Here is an 18,551-nt window from a genome sequence, read left to right as displayed (position 1 = left end):
CATGGTCATCTTGTTCCGGCTGCCCGACGGCGGGACGGCCGCGGCGGCAGCTCCCGGCCGGGCCGCCAGCCCTCCTGGCGCAGGATCTGGGCGACCTCGCCGGCGAAGTGGCCGCCGGTCACGTGACCCGGGAAGAACCGAAGGACGATGTTCTGCCCCTCGCCGACCAGCCCGTTCTGCCGCGTCGCGTCCCGCCGTACCTGGCGATCCGCCCCGTGGAACTCGTGCGAGTCGATCTCGACGATCAGCCAACGTCCGTCGCCGAGGTACCAGACGAGGTCAGCTCGGCCAAGAAAACGCCCCCGGGCGTCGAAGAAATCACGCTGCAGGTCGTCGGGCGCGATGCCGGCGTCGTGGCACCGCAGCCGGGCGTGGCTCTCGGGCGGTGATTCCGCGCGGCCGTCGGTCAGGGGCAGCACAGCGATCACTGCGAGGGATCCCTTGCGGTTCACGAGCTGACCGCGGATCCTCGCGAGGTCCTCCGTCCGGATCAAGCCCTGGTTCAGCGCACTGTCCAGGCAGGCCACCGCCTGGTCGCGGGTCAGTGTCGGTAGCGCCTGGACCAGCGCGAGCACCACCGAGACCACCTCGCGGCCGGAGACCTCGACGGTCTCCAGCCCGGTTCCGTACTGCCGGAAGGCGATCCCGTCCCGGGACCTGCGCGCACCACCGCCCGGGAAGGCCGCCTCGGGGGCGATCCGGCGGGGTAGGCCCTTGACGCCGTGCAACACCAGGGCGCACGCGCCCACCGCGATGGCCCGGCGGTTGGTCAGCAAGGCCGTCCATGCCGACCGGAGCCGATCAACGTCGTAGGCGTGCAGGCCGGTCGGGGCGTCTCCCGTGTCAAAGACTCCGCGCGTCACTCGCCGCCACGATCCGCCAGCGACGAGGTTGCGGCGCCTCGACGGTCCGACACCGAAGGCGTCGCACTGCAGGGACGACACGAGGCCGGCCTGCTCGCGCGCCAGCCTCAGCAACCTCGGTGGGACGGGAATCTTCTTCGGCACGTCATCGATTACACCTGATGGCCATGGTTGCTAACCCTTGTTGTCCACAGGCGCAGAGATGACCATGCAGTTGCTGCCAGGACGGGACCGGTCTTGGCAGCAAGTGCATGGTCATCTTCATCAGCTCAGGGTGAGCGTGGCCAGGAATTCCTCGACGAACACAGGGTCCGCCTTCGGCAGGTTCATCGTGATGGTGTACCGGTCGGGCCCGTCCTCGCGGTGGACGAGGATCCTGACCAGGCCGCGGTCGGGGTCTGCCTCCGGGAATCCTGCGCTCTCGCTCAGCTCCGCGCTGACATCGACGGTCGCGACACTCGCGCCGGGCAGATCGAACGACGTGGCATCGGGTCCGGGCGTCTGGGTCAGGCCGGCAGCCTTCGTGTCGTAGAACTCGTAGTCGGGAGTGACATGGGCGATCCGGAGGAACGGCGGGGCGTCGGGGTCCTCGCTGCCGTGCCACATGTCGGACGTCTCGCCGGGCTCGTCCTGGACCGGACCGCTGGTGACGATCTCGGGAGGCAGCGCGTAGGTGAGGCCCTCCAGCTCGTGTGCGTGCCATCCGTCGGGCACGTTCGTCGCCTGCTCCAGTGCTTCCCGGGCTGCCAGCTCCACCTCCCTCGCCCGCTGCTCCTCCGCCGACATCGACGTCTCCGCCGACGCCGACCCACCCGGCAGGAGCACGCCCGCCGCCGTCGGGCCGCCGAGGGCGAACGCCGCCCCCGCGACCGCCGCGACCGTCAGCATGCCGCCACCGGTCGCGAAGACCGCACGGCGGGTCCGGGTGCGGCGGATCGCCACGCGCGACATGACATGGGGATTGGCCGACGTCGGCGGCGCGACGCCGGTGCTGAGGTCGCGCAGGTGCGCCACCCAGCTCTCGTCGACGGGCTTCGTGGTGGAGTGGTCGTTCATGCGTCCTGTCCTTCCGAGAGCAGCTCACGCAGGCGGGCGAGGCCGCGTGCGCCTTGGGACTTCACGTTTCCGATGCTGACGCCGAGCTCCTCGGCGACGTCGGCCTCGGACCGGTCGAGCAGATGCCGCAGCACGACCACCCGGCGCTGGCCGGGGCCGAGCCTGCGCAGCGCACGCACCAGACGCTCCCGCTCGGCGATCTGGTTCCCGCTGTCGAGCGCGGGGGAGCGGCTCGCCTCCTGCGCGACGACGACGTCCTCGGGCGACTGCAGGACCTCGCGGCGGGTGCGCCGCCAGCCGTCGATCCGTGCGGTGGCCAGCACCCGCCGGGCGTAGGCGAACGGGTTGCCGTCCTTGAGCCGGGACCAGTGCCGGTAGGTCCGCTCGAGCGCGATCTGGGTGAGGTCGTGGGCGCGGTGGTCGTCGCCGCACAGGAGGTACGCGATGCGGTGCAGCGCGGCCGTGCTCTCGACGGCGAAGAGCCGGAACTGCTCCTCCGCCGACACCCCGGTGCGGACCACCGAGAACTCCGGTGCACCGGCCGCGGCGTCCGTGGCGGCTCCGGGCTCCGGCACCGCCCGCAAGGTGGCGCCGACCGGCGGGCCGATCGCTTGGCTGATTGCGTTCATGCCCCCTGGACGCACGCGGGGCACGATCAGGTTGCACGCCGGACTTTTCCGGTTGCCGCCGCCCGGTACGATTGCCCTACAGGCATCGACCCGGCTATCACCGGCGAGCCTCCGGAAGAACAGGTCACCCCACCGCCGCCAGGCAGCGGGAACCCCAGTAGAACCGGACGGGTAGGCCCGTCACAGCCGTCAACGAGCGGCCGCGCGCGGGAGCGAGCGGCAAGCGGGGTGGTACCGCGGCGCACCCAGGTGCGGCGTCCTCGCAGCAGAAGCACCAAGAAGTCCACCTGCTGCCGAACCGCTGAACCGCCAGGAGCCAGAAGAACCATGGCCTATCCGCTGCACCGTCCGAGCGACGCCACCCCCGTGCCCGCATCGCCCAGCCTGCCCGACCTCGAGCGCGACGTCCTCGAGTACTGGGAGAAGGACGACACCTTCCGCGCGTCCGTCGAGGCCCGACCGGCCGGCGAGAACGGCAGCAACGAGTTCGTCTTCTACGACGGCCCGCCGTTCGCGAACGGCCTGCCGCACTACGGCCACCTGCTGACCGGGTACGCCAAGGACGTCGTTCCGCGCTACCGGACCATGAAGGGGCAGCGGGTCGAGCGCCGCTTCGGCTGGGACACGCACGGCCTGCCCGCCGAGCTGGAGGCGATGAGCCAGCTCGGGATCAAGACCAAGGACGAGATCGTCGCGCTGGGCATCGACAAGTTCAACGAGGCGTGCCGCTCCAGCGTGCTCAAGTACACCGACGAGTGGCGCACGTACGTGACGCGCCAGGCCCGCTGGGTGGACTTCGACAACGACTACAAGACGCTGAACCCGACGTTCATGGAGTCGGTGCTCTGGGCCTTCAAGTCGCTGTTCGACAAGGGCCTCATCTACGAGGGCTTCCGCGTGCTGCCCTACTGCTGGAACGACCAGACCCCGCTGAGCAACCACGAGCTGCGCATGGACGACGACGTCTACCAGCAGCGGCAGGACCCCGCGGTGACCGTCGGGTTCGCGGTGACGGAGGCCCCGGCGAGCTCGGCCACAGGCGACGACGCGCTCCGCGTCGGCGACCACCTGCTGATCTGGACCACCACGCCGTGGACGCTGCCGTCCAACCTGCTCGTCATGGTCGGCCCGGACGTCGACTACGCGATCGTCGAGTCGTCCTTCACCGGCACGCCCCAGCGGTACGTCCTCGCGGAGGCCCGCGTGGACTCCTACGCACGGGAACTTGGCGCCGAGGGTCCTGATGGTGAGCGAGTGGCGCCGAACGTCGTCGGACGCCTCAAGGGCAGCGACCTCCTGGGCGCCGCCTACGCGCCGCCGTTCAACTACTACGAGGGCCACACGGGCGCGCACCGCGTGGTCGAGGCCGACTTCGTCACGACCACCGACGGTACGGGCCTCGTCCACAACGCCGGCGCGTTCGGTGAGGAGGACAAGCAGGTCAGCGACCGCGAGGGCGTGGAGCCGGTCATCCCCGTCGGGGCCGACGGGCGCTTCACCTTCCCCGTCGAGGAGTACACCGGGCTGCAGGTCTTCGACGCGAACGCGGCGATCATCGACCACCTCAAGGCCCGCACGCGGGGTGCGGCCGACGACGAGGCGGGGCGGACGACGTCGGGCACCGTGCTGCTGCGCCGCGAGCAGTACGCGCACTCCTACCCGCACTGCTGGCGCTGCCGCCAGCCGCTGATCTACATGGGCGTGTCCTCGTGGTTCGTCGAGGTGTCGAAGTTCAAGGACCGCATGGTCGAGCTGAACGAGCAGATCACCTGGGTGCCGGACCACATCAAGCAGGGCCAGTTCGGCAAGTGGCTGGAGAACGCGCGCGACTGGTCGATCACGCGCAACCGCTTCTGGGGCTCGCCGGTGCCGGTCTGGAAGTCGGACAACCCGGCCTACCCCCGCATCGACGTGTACGGGTCGTTCGCGGAGATCGAGCGTGACTTCGGCCGGGTGCCGCAGGACAAGGACGGCAACCCGGACCTGCACCGCCCGTTCGTCGACGACCTGACGCGGCCCAACCCGGACGACCCGACCGGGCAGTCCACCATGCGCCGCGTCGAGGACGTACTGGACGTCTGGTTCGACTCCGGCTCGATGCCGTACGCGCAGGTGCACTACCCGTTCGAGAACGCGGACTGGTTCGAGCACCACTACCCGGGCGACTTCATCGTCGAGTACATCGGGCAGACGCGCGGCTGGTTCTACACGCTGCACGTGCTGGCCACCGCCCTGTTCGACCGGCCGTCCTTCCAGACGGCGCTCTCGCACGGCATCGTGCTGGGCTCCGACGGCCGCAAGATGTCGAAGTCGCTGAAGAACTACCCGGACGTCAACGAGGTCTTCGACCGTGACGGGTCCGACGCGATGCGCTGGTTCCTCATGTCGTCGCCGATCCTGCGCGGCGGCAACCTCGTGGTCACCGAGGAGGGCATCCGGGACGCCGTCCGCCAGGTGCTGCTGCCGCTGTGGAGCACGTACTACTTCTTCACGCTGTACGCCAACGCCGCTGGGGACGGCGCGGGCTACGCGGCGCAGCCGCTGACGCCCGAGCGCGTGGCCGGGCTGCCGGTCATGGACCGCTACCTGCTGGCGCGCACGCGCGGGCTGGTCGCCGACGTGACCGAACAGCTCGACGGCTACGACATCGCCGGCGCCTGCGACTCGGTGCGCCAGTACCTCGACGCCCTGACCAACTGGTACGTGCGCACCCAGCGCGACCGGTTCTGGGCCGAGGACGCCGACGCCTTCGACACCCTGTCGACGGCGCTCGAGATGCTGTGCCGCGTGATGGCGCCGCTGGCGCCGCTGCTCACGGAGGAGGTCTGGCGTGGCCTGACCGGCGGGCGCTCGGTGCACCTGGCGGACTTCCCGGTGGCCGAGACCCTGCTGGCCGACGACGCCCTCGTCGCCGCCGTCGAGTCCGCGCGGGCAGTGGTGTCGCAGACGCTGGCGCTGCGCAAGGCGAACAAGCTGCGCGTGCGGCAGCCGCTGCGGTCGCTCGTCGTGGCCGTCGCGGACCCGGACGGCGTCGCGCCGTTCACCGGGCTGATGGAGACGGAGCTGAACGTCAAGGAGGTGCGGCTGGTCGCCTTCTCGCCGGAGGTCGCCACCGAGTACGGCATCTCCGAACGCCTGGCGGTCAACGCGCGTGCCGCCGGCCCGCGGCTCGGTCGCGGTGTGCAGGCAGTGATCAAGGCGGCCAAGTCGGGCGCCTGGTCCAAGACCGACGCCGGTGCCGTCGTGGTCGCGACGGAGGGCGGCGACGTCGAGCTGCTCGAGACCGAGTACGAGCTGACGACGGTGGTCGCGCCCCGGGACGCGGCCGACGCGGGTGCCGAAGCCGTGGAGACCGCTGCGGCGGTCCTGGCCGGGGGCGGCTTCGTCGTCCTCGACCTCGCGCTCGACGACGCGCTGCGCGCCGAGGGCTACGCCCGCGACGTCGTCCGCGACGTGCAGGACGCCCGCAAGGCCGCCGGTCTGCAGGTTGCCGACCGCATCGCGCTCGAGCTGACGGTGCCCGCCGAGTGGGTCGCCGCCGTCGAGGAGCACCGCGAGCTGGTGACCCGGGAGACGCTCGCGACGTCGCTGGCCGTGACGGCCGGGGCCGAGCGGACGGTGTCGGTGACGAAGGCCTGATCCGCTTCCGCGAAGTAGAGCGCCTGTCCGAGCCTCCTCGGACAGGCGCTCTACTTCGCGGAATAGCAGTCAGCTGTCGAGGCGCGCGTCCCAGGCGTTCAGGATGTCCACCATCGGGATGCCGTATATGTACGAGAAGCACCGCGTGGACACCGACGTCTTGCCGCAGCTGCGCTGGTTCGAGCCGCCGTCGATCATGCCGCGGGCGTAGGCCCGCCCGTTGATGACCGCGTAGATCGGGCCGCCGCTGTCGCCGCCGCCGACCACCACACCGCCGTCGTCCCGGCTCGCCCGGAACCCGTGGCAGGTGCGGTCACCGCAGCTCCACGCGACGTTGGTGGCGCGGACCCGGGCGCCGCAGTGCTCACCGGTCACCGCCCCGGAGGCGCAGATGACCTGACCGACGGCGGGCCGCTGCACCCCAGCGATCGGGAACCGGTAGCGCGAGCTGCCGGGGGTCGCGTTCCACGGCCCGCCGAACACCGCCGTGCGTGATGTCCGCTGGGATTCGAACGGGGCGATGGCCTGGGCGTCGATGGCCGGGGAGTGGTGCGTGACCTTGCCCAGCGGCTCGCCGGCGCCGTCGCGGACGACCGACCCGACGCCCTTGTTGCAGTGCGCGGCGCTGATGATCCGGTGCCGTTCCGCGGAGTCGATGATCGGGAAACCGGTCGTGCAGTAGTCGGTCCCGTCCTGCGAGGCCATGGCTCCGCCGGCGTGCCACGGCGCGTCGTCGTTGCGCCGCGTCGTGGAGGTGGGATGGACCTCGGTGTTCACGACCTCCACCCGGACCGGCACCCCCGCGGCCCGCTGGAGCTTGCCCGCGAGCCAGCTCGTGCGGGCGGGGCTCGCGCCGTGCCCGATCTCGGCGACGAGGCCGGCGTAGTCCTCGGCAGGAAGGGCGGCGATCACGACCTCGGGCCCCTGCAGCGCCCGCTGGCTGTCCATCAGCCGGGTGCTCGCCATCCGCAGGTCGGCCTCGCTGAGGGCCGCCTGCTCGACGTCGACCGTCACGCCGTCGGGCGCCTGCGCCTCCAGCTCGTTGATCGACGGCGGGACCGCGCCCTTCCAGGAGACGGTCACCTTCGCGGAGCCGTAGTCGACGGCGACCCCGGCGAAGCCCGGAGCGGACGCGAGCTCCGTTGCGGCGTCGGCCGTATCGTCGACGGCGGACTGGAGGGCTGCTTGTCTCTCCGGGGAGAGCTGCTCGGCTTTGTTCGTATCGGCTTGGCTGACGGCGGTGGTGGCAGCCGTCGACGGCACGGTGAGCGCGGTGGCCAAGGCCATCGTTCCGATGATGATCGCGCGCTGTACCGTGCTGCTTCGCGTCATGCTGCCGATTCCCCCTGATGGACCGAGCACCGCCGGCCGACGGTGCCGTGACATCGTTCTTCACCGGGTGAAAGGCCGCAACACGTCCCGTGATGTGCGCGGGACGGAAGGGGCGTCGGCTCCGGGCCCCGCCGGCCCGCCTGAACGTAGGCCTGGTCGCACTCACGAGCCGAAGGTAGGAGTGGTCGCCTCACCAGGGCCGATGACCCGACTACTCCTACCCTCGACCAAGCCGGACGGCGGGCTCACCGGTCCGTCGTCAGGGCGGCGGTGTGAATGCCCGTTCGGTTGCCACGTCCAGCACGTCGAGCGCGATCGCCACGTAGGACTGGGTGCCGATCATCAGGCATCCGCCGCCCTGTGCGCGCGCGATCTCCAGACCCCGAGCGAGCGCGGTCCGCGCGTCCGGCACATCGTCGTACAGGGCCTCGGCCTTCGTGAACGCCAGGTAGTCGTCCGCTCGCGAGGGGATCACCAGCTCAAAGCCGCGCAGCTCCGCGAAGCACGCGGCGACGTCCTTGGTGTCCGGGAAGCTGGCCACCACCGTGTCCAGGCGGCCGTGCCATCGGAGGTAGTCAGCCACGGTGGCAGCGACACCCTCGGGCGAGATTCCGCCGTCGACCATCACGGACACGTCGCCGAGTATGTGCCGACTCATCCGGCCCGGAACCTGCACGCTCGCCAGCGCGGCGGCGGCGCGGGCATCATCGACGCGCCAAGCGAGAGCGGAGGCCACCGCACGGGCAGCAGTCTCCCCGGCCGCGGCATTCAGCCGGGTGATCGGCGCAAGACCTGCCGGCGCCGACGTCGGCGAGTCCGCGGTCACGGTCACCAGCTCGGCGCCGAACCTCGCGGCCGTCTCCTCGACGATCGCCGTCACCTCGGCGTCCTGCGCGACCGTCACGATCGTCCGCGTCCCGGGGCCCACGACGCCGAGCAGGTCGCGCGCCACGTCGTCGAGCGTGGGGCCCAGCAGCTCGCCGTGCTCGTAGAACACCTTCGTCACCGCGACGACGAGCGGCTCGAACAGGCTGACCTCGTCGGACCGTCCCCCGAGCCCCTCCTCCAGCACGAGCACGTCAGCGCCCCGTGCGGCGGCCCAGGCCGCACCCGTGATCGTGAACGACCCGGTGGGCGAGAGATATCCGTCGTCCGACGGCGGGACGGACTCCCGGGCTCGGTCCAGCGCCTGCGAGACGCGCTCGTACTCGTCGAGCGAGATGGCCTGACCGTCGAACCGCATCCGTTCCCGGTTCGTCCGCAGGCCGGGGGAGGAGACCAGCCCCACGTGGGCCTGACGGTTGTTCTCGACCAGAGCCGCGGAGAGTGTCGCGGCTGCGTGCACCGCCGTCGTTCCCTTGCCCTTCGAGCCAACCACCGCGAGCACGGGAGGCGTGGCGTCCCACGTGCCCATGGCCTGGCCCACCGCGCGGGCGCGGGCCAGGGACCGGCGCGTGCCGGGCTGCTTGGTGCTCCACTCCTGGAAGAAGGGTGCGTCTCCGGGAAGGTGCTGGGCGGTCACCCGCCTACCTTCTCACCGCCTCGACCGGCTTCGGGACCATGTGCTTCGACAGGGGCAGGCATCTGTTCGACCCAGTTCTTGTCCACTCGCGCCCGGCTCCGCGGTTGCGGGATGCGTAGGCGGGCCAGCGCGAACACGGACATCAGGGCTGTGCCGAGCCCCAGGGCGGGCCAGTGCGGGTCAGGCAGGGCGGCACCGGCGAGCACCAGGCTCGCCAGCGGCACGACCAAGGAGTTCAGGTTCCGCACCAGTACCGGCCGCAGGCGTCGGCGGACCGTGACGACTGTCGCGACCGGTGCGCCCAGCTGGTCGCGCAGGCGCGTCGACATGCGGACCGTGGTGTGTGGCGAGATCCCGTCCGGAAGATCCGGCCAGAGCCGGTTGACCCGCTGCACCTTCTTCATCGCGTCGGTGAGGGAACCCGTCATCGGCGGGTCGTGGTCCGCGACGGCCAGCGCGACCACCTCGCGGCCACCCCATCGGACCAGCACCTGCTGGCCTGACTCGACGCCGATGCGGTCGAAGACCGCCGGGTGCAACGTGACGATCGGCGCCCCGTCGTCGCCGGCGTGTGCCTGGATCACCCGGGCCGAGAACTCGGGCGCTCGGAAGAGGGCGCGCCACAGCCGCTCCATGGCGCTGTCCACGGCTTCGCTCGTTCGTTGGACCCGCTTGGCGGGCAGCCGGTGCCTGATCACTGCAGGCTCCGCGGCGACGAGGGCGACGAGCGGGTTGTCCGTCGCGCCGTCCGAGGCGGTGAGAAGGCGCAGCTGGTAGGCGAGCCGGACGGTGCCCGGCCGGACATGATCGCGCGCCACCGCATGTACCCACGCTGTGACGCCACCCTGCACCAGCAGATAGGTGCCCGGCTTGATGTCCTCCGGATTGACCTGTACCTCGTCAGCGGCCGGCATGTCATCGACCAGGGCGGAATAGGTCCGCAGCTGGGTGATCGGCGGCACCCGCACCGACACCGACGTAGCACCGCTCATGGCCGCGCGCAGCCGGCGGCTCACGCCGACCTCGCCGAGGGAGATGCCGCGGGCAGCGTCCGGAATTCCGTCGGCAGCCGCGCTCCAGGCCCACGCCACGATGGCGTGGTGGTCCGCGACGACCGTGACGGGCACCGGCCCGTTCGTCCCGGAGAGCAGGTCCGGGTGCACGACGGCGGTCGGCAGCCCCGAGGCGATGTTGACGGGCACGGTCGTGAGATCCGACGGAGCCGGCGAAGCCAGCCGCTCGATGGCGCCGACCAGCGCCGTGACGAGGCCGGAGAGGGCCGGCTCCTTCCCCGACGGCGGTCGCAGGTGCGCTCCGATCTCCACCTGCACGGCCGGGATGCCGAGCTCCTGCGCGAAGGCTGTGACCGTGGTCGGACGCATGGCGTCGAAGACCGCGTTCGTGGTGACACGCAGTCCGCTATCGGTCATGGCCGCGACGACGGCCGACGGGGCAGGTCCCGTGCCGGTCCCGAGGTCGACGTCGGACTCGGTGCGACTCCGCATGCCGTGTACGTCGATGACCGCTGCCGGCTGCAACTCGGCGAGGCGTTCCTTGAGCGGGTGCTCCTGGTCGTAGTTCGCGTCTCCACGGGTGCTCAGTGCGACGAGCGCCGTGCACCCGGTGACCTGGGCGAGCAGGATCGCGAGCCCGCCCGTCCCTCGGTCCGCAACCTTCGTGGTCCCGGCACGCTCATGGTTGGTGGCATGCGCCGCGGTCACGACGACATGCGGGTGTATGGATCCGGTGATCTCGAGCAGTCCGGGTGTCGGCTCCGACACACTCCTGGCGATCGGCGAGGGCAGGATCGGGTGCCCACCCTCATACCCGTTCTGGCTGAAGATCTCCTCCAGCGCCAGCCACCGGGCCGCGAGGCCATCGGTCGTGTCCGCCGTCTGCTGCTCGTCCGACACCTGCTGAGCCCCCGCACGAGATCGGCAACGTTGATTCCGGAACCCTATCCTCGTCACGTGGACGAAGCCTTTGAAGCAGTACGCCGCGAGATCGCGGCACGAGCCCCCGAATTCGACATCGACCCCACCATGGCCCGCGTGGAACGCGTCCTCGAGCTCCTCGGCGACCCCCACCGCGCCTACCGCACGGTCCACGTCACCGGGACCAACGGCAAGTCCTCCACGGCCCGGATGGTCGAGCGCCTCGTCCGCGAGCACGGCCTGCGCACCGGCCGGTTCACGTCCCCGCACCTCACCAGCGTCACCGAGCGCATCGCCGTCGACGGCGAGCCCCTCACCCAGGAGCGTTTCGTCGAGGTGTTCGAGGACGTCGCGCCCTACATCGGCGTCGCCGACCGTGAGTCCGAGGAGCAGGGCGGCCCGCGCCTGAGCTTCTTCGAGGTGCTCACCGTCATGGCGTTCGCCGCGTTCGCGGACGCACCGGTCGACGTCGCGATCATCGAGGTCGGCATGGGCGGCACGTGGGACTCCACCAACGTGGTCGACGGCGAGGTCGCCATCATCACGCCCATCGCCATGGACCACGAGCGGTGGCTCGGCTCCACGATCGAGGAGATCGCCACAGAGAAGGCCGGCATCATCAAGGACGGCGCCGTCGCGGTGATCGCGGACCAGCGCGACGCCGCCTTCGAGCCCATCCTCGCCCGCGCGCAGGCAGTCAATGCCCACCTCATCCGCGAGGGCGTGGACCTCGAGGTCGTGGACCGGCGGGTCGCCGTCGGCGGGCAGCTCGTCGACCTGCGCACGCCCGCCGGCGTCTACACCGAGATTTTCCTGCCGCTGCACGGCGCCCACCAGGCCCACAACGCGCTGCTGGCGCTCGCGGCCACCGAGGCGCTGATCAGCGGCGGGCGCGCGCTCGGTGCGGAGATCGTCGAGGCGGCGTTCGGCGACGTCGACGCGCCGGGCCGGCTCGAGGTCGTTCGGACGAGCCCCACCGTGGTGGTCGACGTCGCGCACAACCCGGCCGGCGCGGAGGCCCTGGTGGACGCGCTCGAGGAGTCGTTCAACCTGGAGCACATCGTGGCCGTCGTGGCGGTCATGGCGGACAAGGACGCCGAGGGGCTGCTGTCCGTGCTGGAGCCGACGGTCGCTGAGATCGTGGTGACCCGGAACTCCTCCGACCGGTCGGCGAGCCCGGAGGACCTCGCGGTGGTCGCCCGCGAGGTGTTCGGCGAGGAGCGTGTGCACCTGGCCAACCGGCTCGACGAGGCGCTGCAGCTCGCCGCCGACCTGGTGGAGGCCAACGACAAGCACGGCGGTGGTGTTGGCACCGGCGTCCTCGTCACCGGCTCCGTCGTCACGGTCGCGGACACGCGCATCCTGGTCGGCCGCGGCTGACCGGTCGTCGCGCCCACAACCAGGCGCCCACAACCGAAACGGGCGGGCGCTGTACTCGTGACGACGTTCTGGTGTTACATGAACTACAGGGGACTCGTGTGCGGGCCCGGCGTCAGCGCCAGGCCGGACAGCCCCGCGAGGAGGTCGCCGTGAAGAAGCTGCTGAACGATCCCGCCGATGCCGTAGCCAACTCCCTGGCCGGTTTCGCGCTCGCCCACGCCGACCTGGTCCGGCTCAGTACGTCGCCGGTGTTCGTCGTCCGTGCGGGCGGCGCGGTGACCGGCAAGGTGGGTCTGGTCAGCGGCGGCGGTTCGGGGCACGAACCGCTGCACGCGGGCTTCGTCGGCGACGGCATGCTCGACGCCGCCGTGCCCGGCGCCGTGTTCACCTCCCCGACCCCGGACCAGATCCTGCCCGCGATCCAGGCGGCCGACGGCGGGGCCGGCGTGCTGACGATCGTCAAGAACTACACGGGCGACGTGCTCAACTTCGAGACGGCGGTGGAGCTCGCGGAAGAGGAGGGCATCACGGTCGCCTCGGTGCTCGTGAACGACGACGTCGCCGTCGAGGACTCCCTCTACACCGCAGGCCGGCGCGGGGTGGCCGGGACGGTCGCCGTGGAGAAGATCGCCGGGGCCGCCGCCGACCGGGGCGCCGACCTCGCAGGCGTGGCCGCCGTCGCCGAGCGCGTCATCGCGAACGTGCGGTCCATGGGGGTGGCCCTGGCCGCGCCGATGGTGCCGCACGTGGGTCGCCACAGCTTCGACCTGGGCGACGACGAGATAGAGGTCGGGATAGGGATCCACGGCGAGCCGGGTCGCCGTCGGGTGCCGGCCGCCGACGCCGACACGGTCACGGAGATGCTGCTCACGCCCGTCGCGGAGGACCTCGGCCTGGCCCGCGGCGAACGAGTGTTGCTGTTCGTCAACGGTATGGGCGGCACTCCGCTGTCCGAGCTCTACGTGGTCTATGGTCGAGCGCGGCGCCTTCTCGAGGAGCGCGGCGTGACGGTCTCCCGTTCGCTGGTGGGCAACTACGTGACGTCCCTCGAGATGCAGGGGGCATCGGTCACCGTCCTCCGGCTGGACGACGAGCTGGAAGCCCTCTGGGACGCGCCGGTGACCACTGCAGCACTCCGGTGGTAGCTCCCTGGCAACGAGACTGGCGATGTGACACGAAGGGTTCCGGACATGGCGTTGGACGCGGACTGGGCTGAGCGATGGGTTCGCCGGACGGCGGACGCGATCGCGGACGCGAAGGACGAGCTCACCGAGCTCGACCGGCAGATCGGCGACGGCGACCACGGCGAGAACCTGGACCGGGGCTTCAAGGCGGTCGTCGCACGGCTCGACGACGCCGCGGCCGAGCCCGCACCGGCCGACGAGCGGACGGTCGGCGACGTCCTGAAGCTCGTCGCGACCACGCTGATGTCCACCGTGGGCGGCGCGGCCGGGCCCCTGTACGGCACGGCATACCTGCGGGCGGCCAAGGTGTCCGGTCGCACGCAGATCGACCCGCCCGCGGTGGTGGCGGTGCTGGAGGCCGCGCTCGAGGGCGTGTCCTCGCGCGGCAAGGCGACGGTGGGGGAGAAGACGATGGTCGATGCCTGGCACGCGGCGGTCGACGCGGCGGAGGCCGCGGCGAACGACGGCGGTTCCGAGCTGGACGTCCTGCGGGCCGCCGCGGAGACCGCGGACAAGGCGGCCACCGCCACGATCCCGATGATCGCTACCAAGGGCAGGGCCTCCTATCTCGGTGAGCGCAGCGCCGGGCACGAGGACCCGGGCGCGCGGTCCACCGCGCTCGTGCTGGGTGCGGCGCTGGCCGCGGCCCTCGCGGGACCGACGTCGGCCGACCCCCGCAGCGCGGCATGACGGCGCGGGTGGCCCTGGTCCTCGTCTCCCACTCCGCCGAGCTGGCCCGCGGCACGGCCGAGCTCGCGGAGCAGATGGCGCCCGACGTCCTGATCCGCGGTGTGGGGGGTGGGCCCGACGGCGGGCTCGGCACCTCGCTCGACGCGGTCCAGAAGGTGCTCGGGGACGTCCTGACGACGCTCGCGAACAGTGCTGCCGGCGGCGGCGTCGTGGTGCTCGGCGACCTCGGATCGTCCGTGCTCACGGTCGAGGCGGCGCTGGAGCTCGACGAGTCCCTGACCGAGCACGTGGTGCTGGCGCGCGCGCCGTTCGTCGAGGGCGCCGTCGCCGCGGCGGTGACCGCCCACGGCGGCGCGGACCTGGCCGCGGTCCTGGAGTCCGCGAACGCGTCGGTCCGGATGTTCGCCGCGGTCGAGGCGGCGCGGTCGCCCGAGGCGGGCGGCCCGCCGTCGGACGGCGAGGCCGGTGGCGAGACCGAGACCTCACGCACCGTCATCGTGCGCAACCCGCTCGGCCTGCACGCACGGCCGGCGGCACTGGTCTCGCGCAAGGTGGCCGAGCTCGGCGCCACCGTGACCATCGACGGCGTGGACGCCTCCAGCGTGCTGCAGCTCATGGCGCTGGGTGCCACGCAGGGCCGTGAGCTGCGGGTGGAGGCGACGGGGGAGCGGGCCGCCGAGGCGGTGAACACGGTCGTGGAGATGATCCACGCCGGCTTCGGCGAGGTGTGACCGCCGTCTCATATTTTTGCAGTTGATGAATTTTTGCGTGGGGTGCAAGAATTGAGGCATGGCCCCCACGACTCCTTCGCGCGCCGAGACCGCGACCGCTGACGCCGAGCCGCGCCCGGACCTGCGCGAGCTCGCCGCCGCTCTCGAGGGGACGCCCGTCGAGCAGGGCCTGCGCGAGCGGAAGAAGCGCGCCCGGCGCGCGGCCCTGATCGACGCGGCGCAGCTGCTCGTCGCGGAGCACGGCTTGGACGCCGTGACCGTCGAGATGATCAGCGCCGAGGCGGGCGTGTCGGCGCGCACCTTCTTCAACTACTTCGAGTCCAAGGACGACGCCGTGCTCGGCGCGGAGGACACGGGCCTGTCCGAGGACGTCGTCCGGACGTTCGTCGACGGCGGCCCCACCGGCCGGCTGCTGTCCGACCTGGAGACCCTGGTCGCCTCGCTGCTCACGCCGCACGCGGAGGCGCACGCCCGGGTGCGGCGGGCCATGGACCTCATGCAGCAGGAGCCCCGTCTGCTCCAGCGCCACGTGATCTGGATGGACCGGCACAAGAGCCGGCTCGTCGAGCTCTTCGATGCCCGCCGCGCCACGACGCCGTTCAGCACCGACAACGAGCTGCTGACGATGCTCGTCCTGCTCCTGATCCGGACCGCGCTCGTCGCCTGGGAGCACGCCGGGTACGCCGGCAACCCCGCCGACCACCTGCCTTCCGCCGTCTCGCAGCTGATCGACGTCGTCGCGCGCGACCTCGACACCTGACATCCGCCCCCAGCTCTACCTGATCCCCAGAAAGGCACCCTTCATGAGCCATGCCGTCACCACGGCGCCGGACAAGCCGCTGGTAGTCCTCAACCAGCGCACGATCTGGCTGATCTTCGGGGCCCTGATGGCCTCGATGTTCCTGTCCTCCCTGGACCAGACCATCGTCGGCACCGCGATGCCCACCATCGTGGGCGAGCTCAACGGCGTGGAGCACCAGGGCTGGGTGATCACCGCCTACATCCTCGCCATCGCCATCGCGATGCCGCTCTACGGCAAGTTCGGCGACCTCTACGGGCGGCGCTGGCCGTTCCTCGTCGCGGTCGCGCTGTTTGTCGTCGCCTCCGTCGGTGGCGGCATGGCGCAGACGTTCGAGTCGCTGGTGGCATGGCGGGCCGTGCAGGGCCTCGGCGGCGGTGGCCTGATGATCCTGTCCCAGGCGATCATCGCGGACATCATCCCGGCGTCCGACCGCGGCAAGTACATGGGCCCCATGGGCGCCCTGTTCGGCATCTCCGCCGTCGCCGGGCCGCTGCTCGGCGGCTGGCTCACCGACGGTCCGGGCTGGCGCTGGACCTTCTGGATCAACGTGCCCATCGGCATCGCCGCGTGGGTCATCGCGTACTTCGCGCTGAAGCTGCCGTCGCACCGCTCCGACCGGCCGACCGACTGGGGCGGCATCCTCACGATGGCTCTTGGCACCACCGGCATCGTGCTGCTCACGAGCTGGGAGTCGCTCGGCAACGACGGCTACGACTGGTCCGACCCGATGCTGCTCGGCCTGCTGATCGGTACGGCGGTCGTCGTCGGCCTGTTCGTGCTCATCGAGAACCGCGTGTCCGAGCCGCTGATCCCGCTGCGGCTGTTCAAGAACCGGACGTTCACCATCACCACGCTCATCGGCCTGGTGCTCGGCATGGGCATGTTCTCCGCGATGTCGATGCTGCCGACGTTCCTGCAGATGTCGAGCGGCGCCGGCGTCACCGAGTCGGGCCTGCTGATGCTGCCGATGATGGCCGGCGTGATGCTCACCTCGATCGTCTCCGGCATCGCGATCTCGAAGACCGGCCGCTACAAGATGTTCCCGGTGGCGGGCCTCGCGATCACCATCCTCGGCATGATCTGGCTGACGACCATCGACGGCGAGATGTCCCTCTGGCTGTTCGGGGCCATGATCTTCGTGCTCGGCGCCGGCATGGGCCTCATCATGCAGACGATCGTGCTCGCCGTGCAGAACTCGGTGGACCCGCATGAGCTGGGCACCGCGACGTCGTCGAACAACTTCTTCCGCGAGATCGGCGCGGCCGTTGGTACCGCCGCGTTCACCACCGTGTTCACGTCGCGCCTGTCGGAGAACCTGGAAGGCGTCTTCGCTGGTCTCCCGGAGGGTGCGGCGCCCGCGGGCGGCGGTTCGGGCCTGACGCCGCAGATCGTGGACCAGCTGCCCGAACCGCTCCGCAGCGGTGTGGTCGACGCGTTCGCGAGCTCGCTGGCCCCGGCGTTCTGGTACCTCGTGCCGCTGGTCGCCGTCGGTCTCGTGCTCGCGCTCTTCCTCAAGGAGGTCAAGCTGTCCAACGAGGCGGGCATGATCGCGCGCGGTGAGGCGGTCATGGAGGATGCCGCTGCGGAGGGCGCTGCGGACGGCGCTGCAGACAGCCCCGAGGGCGCCGCGGGGGATGACGCCGGGCGCGCTGCGAGGGATGCCGCCGAGGACAAGGAGACGGATACCCTGGTCCGGTGAGCAAGGATCAACCCGCCCCCGGTGACCGCATCAAGCCCAAGAAGTCCGCGCTGGTGCAGTTCACGTCGACCACGCTCCTGCTCGAGGTCTTCCTCGTGATCTTCGCGACGCTGGCGGTGTGGGGTCTGCGCAACTCGGAGTTCGGCCGCGGGCCACTCCAGATCGAGTCGAGCGGGGCGATCTGGGCGCTCGGTGGCGTCCTCGCCGTGGTGCTCCTGATCCTGTCCCGTGCCCAGGGCTCGGCCGCGGGCCGGGCGGCGGGCACCGTCGCGCAGGTCCCGGTGCTCGCGATGGGCCTGCTGGTGCCGATGATGTTCCTGGTCGGCGGGGTCTTCGTGGTGCTGTGGATCTACGCCCTGCGCCTCGGGACCCGCGTGGACCGGGAGCGTGCGGAGTACGACGCGGCCCACCCGGAGACGGCCCCGAACGAAGGCTGACCCTCGTCCTGTGGGTTGGGTATGTCGAAGTAGAGGGTGTGTCCGAGTCCGCACGGGGTAACCCCGTGCGGACTCGGACACACCCTCTACTTCGACATACCGACCCGCGTCGGTCCGCGGTCATTCGGCGTCTGTCGCCCGGATAGGGTTGTTCCATGACCGACGTCGCAGAGAAGACCCTGCCCACGGAGGCCTCGACGCAGCCCGTGGCCGAGCGCACCCTTGTACTCGTCAAGCCGGACGGCGTCCGCCGCGGCCTGTCCGGCGAGATCCTGCGCCGCATCGAGGCCAAGGGCTACACGCTGCGGGCCGTGGAACTGAAGAGCGCCACTACTGAGCTGCTCGCCGCGCACTACGCCGAGCACGAGGGCAAGCCGTTCTTCGGCCCGCTGCTCGAGTTCATGATGTCCGGCCCGGTCCTGGCCGTCGTGGCCGAGGGGCAGCGCGTCATCCCCGGCTTCCGCTCGCTGGCGGGCGCCACGAACTCGACCGACGCCGCCCCCGGCACCATCCGTGGTGACCTCGGCCGCGACTGGGGCACCCAGGTGCAGCAGAACCTCGTGCACGGCTCGGACTCGCCGGAGTCCGCGGCGCGCGAGATCGCCCTCTGGTTCCCCGAGCTGGGCTGACCCGACCTGCTCCTGCCGGATAGA

General features: G+C 71.1%; 15 protein-coding genes. 9 read left to right on the top strand and 6 right to left on the bottom strand.

From position 1 onward, the window contains the following. Positions 1-5 precede the first annotated feature (5 nt). From ACNYC2_RS18915 to ACNYC2_RS18905, 3 genes are all read right to left on the bottom strand, one after another. Complete coding sequence (locus tag ACNYC2_RS18915; protein WP_419703270.1) at positions 6-776, bottom strand: hypothetical protein; 771 nt, start codon at positions 774-776, stop codon at positions 6-8. Between the two features lie 351 nt (positions 777-1,127). Further along, positions 1,128-1,919, bottom strand: coding sequence for a hypothetical protein (locus ACNYC2_RS18910; RefSeq protein ID WP_419703269.1), 792 nt, complete (start codon positions 1,917-1,919; stop codon positions 1,128-1,130). Beyond that, positions 1,916-2,548 carry a SigE family RNA polymerase sigma factor gene (locus tag ACNYC2_RS18905; protein ID WP_419703268.1) on the bottom strand — a complete coding sequence of 211 codons (633 nt, stop codon included), beginning with the start codon at positions 2,546-2,548 and terminating at the stop codon, positions 1,916-1,918. Before ACNYC2_RS18905 ends, ACNYC2_RS18910 begins: the two co-directional genes overlap by 4 nt. Positions 2,549-2,875: 327 nt before the next feature. Between ACNYC2_RS18905 and ileS the strand changes: the two genes are divergently transcribed. Then, positions 2,876-6,187: an isoleucine--tRNA ligase gene (ileS, locus tag ACNYC2_RS18900; RefSeq protein ID WP_419703267.1), complete on the top strand. Its 3,312-nt coding sequence runs from the start codon at positions 2,876-2,878 to the stop codon at positions 6,185-6,187. A 69-nt stretch (positions 6,188-6,256) separates the two neighbouring features. On the opposite strand, the gene ACNYC2_RS18895 is transcribed toward ileS, so the two are convergent. The 3 genes from ACNYC2_RS18895 to ACNYC2_RS18885 all read right to left on the bottom strand — a co-directional run bounded on the left by ACNYC2_RS18895 (position 6,257) and on the right by ACNYC2_RS18885 (position 11,128). After that, positions 6,257-7,474: a hypothetical protein gene (locus tag ACNYC2_RS18895; RefSeq protein ID WP_419703266.1), complete on the bottom strand. Its 1,218-nt coding sequence runs from the start codon at positions 7,472-7,474 to the stop codon at positions 6,257-6,259. Between the two features lie 304 nt (positions 7,475-7,778). Beyond that, positions 7,779-9,041, bottom strand: a complete 1,263-nt coding sequence (locus tag ACNYC2_RS18890) for a hypothetical protein (RefSeq protein ID WP_419703265.1) — start codon at positions 9,039-9,041, stop codon at positions 7,779-7,781. Beyond that, on the bottom strand, positions 9,038-11,128 hold the full coding sequence (locus ACNYC2_RS18885) for a hypothetical protein (protein WP_419707931.1): 2,091 nt from the start codon (positions 11,126-11,128) through the stop codon (positions 9,038-9,040). The genes ACNYC2_RS18890 and ACNYC2_RS18885 overlap by 4 nt, the downstream gene beginning before the upstream one ends. On the opposite strand from ACNYC2_RS18885, the gene ACNYC2_RS18880 reads away from it, so the two are divergent. The 8 genes from ACNYC2_RS18880 (at position 11,084) to ndk (ending at position 18,527) form a co-directional block, all read left to right on the top strand. Next, positions 11,084-12,355 (top strand): bifunctional folylpolyglutamate synthase/dihydrofolate synthase, encoded by a 1,272-nt coding sequence (locus ACNYC2_RS18880; protein WP_419707860.1) that lies wholly within the window; start codon positions 11,084-11,086, stop codon positions 12,353-12,355. The two genes, ACNYC2_RS18885 and ACNYC2_RS18880, sit on opposite strands and share 45 nt — an antisense overlap. A gap of 149 nt (positions 12,356-12,504) precedes the next feature. Further along, positions 12,505-13,500 carry a dihydroxyacetone kinase subunit DhaK gene (gene dhaK / locus ACNYC2_RS18875; protein ID WP_419703264.1) on the top strand — a complete coding sequence of 332 codons (996 nt, stop codon included), beginning with the start codon at positions 12,505-12,507 and terminating at the stop codon, positions 13,498-13,500. Positions 13,501-13,545: 45 nt separating this feature from the next. After that, entirely contained in the window at positions 13,546-14,229 is a 684-nt protein-coding gene (gene dhaL / locus ACNYC2_RS18870) for a dihydroxyacetone kinase subunit DhaL (protein ID WP_419703263.1), read from the top strand. Further along, on the top strand, positions 14,226-14,960 hold the full coding sequence (gene dhaM, locus ACNYC2_RS18865) for a dihydroxyacetone kinase phosphoryl donor subunit DhaM (RefSeq protein WP_419703262.1): 735 nt from the start codon (positions 14,226-14,228) through the stop codon (positions 14,958-14,960). The genes dhaL and dhaM overlap by 4 nt, the downstream gene beginning before the upstream one ends. 58 nt (positions 14,961-15,018) lie before the next feature. Beyond that, complete coding sequence (locus ACNYC2_RS18860) at positions 15,019-15,720, top strand: TetR/AcrR family transcriptional regulator (RefSeq protein WP_419703261.1); 702 nt, start codon at positions 15,019-15,021, stop codon at positions 15,718-15,720. A gap of 43 nt (positions 15,721-15,763) precedes the next feature. Next, positions 15,764-17,461, top strand: a complete 1,698-nt coding sequence (locus tag ACNYC2_RS18855; RefSeq protein ID WP_419703260.1) for an MDR family MFS transporter — start codon at positions 15,764-15,766, stop codon at positions 17,459-17,461. Next, on the top strand, positions 17,458-17,898 hold the full coding sequence (locus ACNYC2_RS18850; protein ID WP_419703259.1) for a DUF4233 domain-containing protein: 441 nt from the start codon (positions 17,458-17,460) through the stop codon (positions 17,896-17,898). Before ACNYC2_RS18855 ends, ACNYC2_RS18850 begins: the two co-directional genes overlap by 4 nt. Before the next feature lie 155 nt (positions 17,899-18,053). Then, positions 18,054-18,527, top strand: coding sequence for a nucleoside-diphosphate kinase (ndk, locus tag ACNYC2_RS18845; protein ID WP_419703258.1), 474 nt, complete (start codon positions 18,054-18,056; stop codon positions 18,525-18,527). Positions 18,528-18,551 lie beyond the last annotated feature (24 nt).

Source organism: Promicromonospora sp. NFX87 (genome assembly GCF_048564965.1).
In the GTDB taxonomy this organism is placed as follows: domain Bacteria; phylum Actinomycetota; class Actinomycetes; order Actinomycetales; family Cellulomonadaceae; genus Promicromonospora.
The sequence above is the reverse complement of the archived record's forward strand: the minus strand, read 5'-3'. Positions and strand labels throughout refer to the sequence as shown.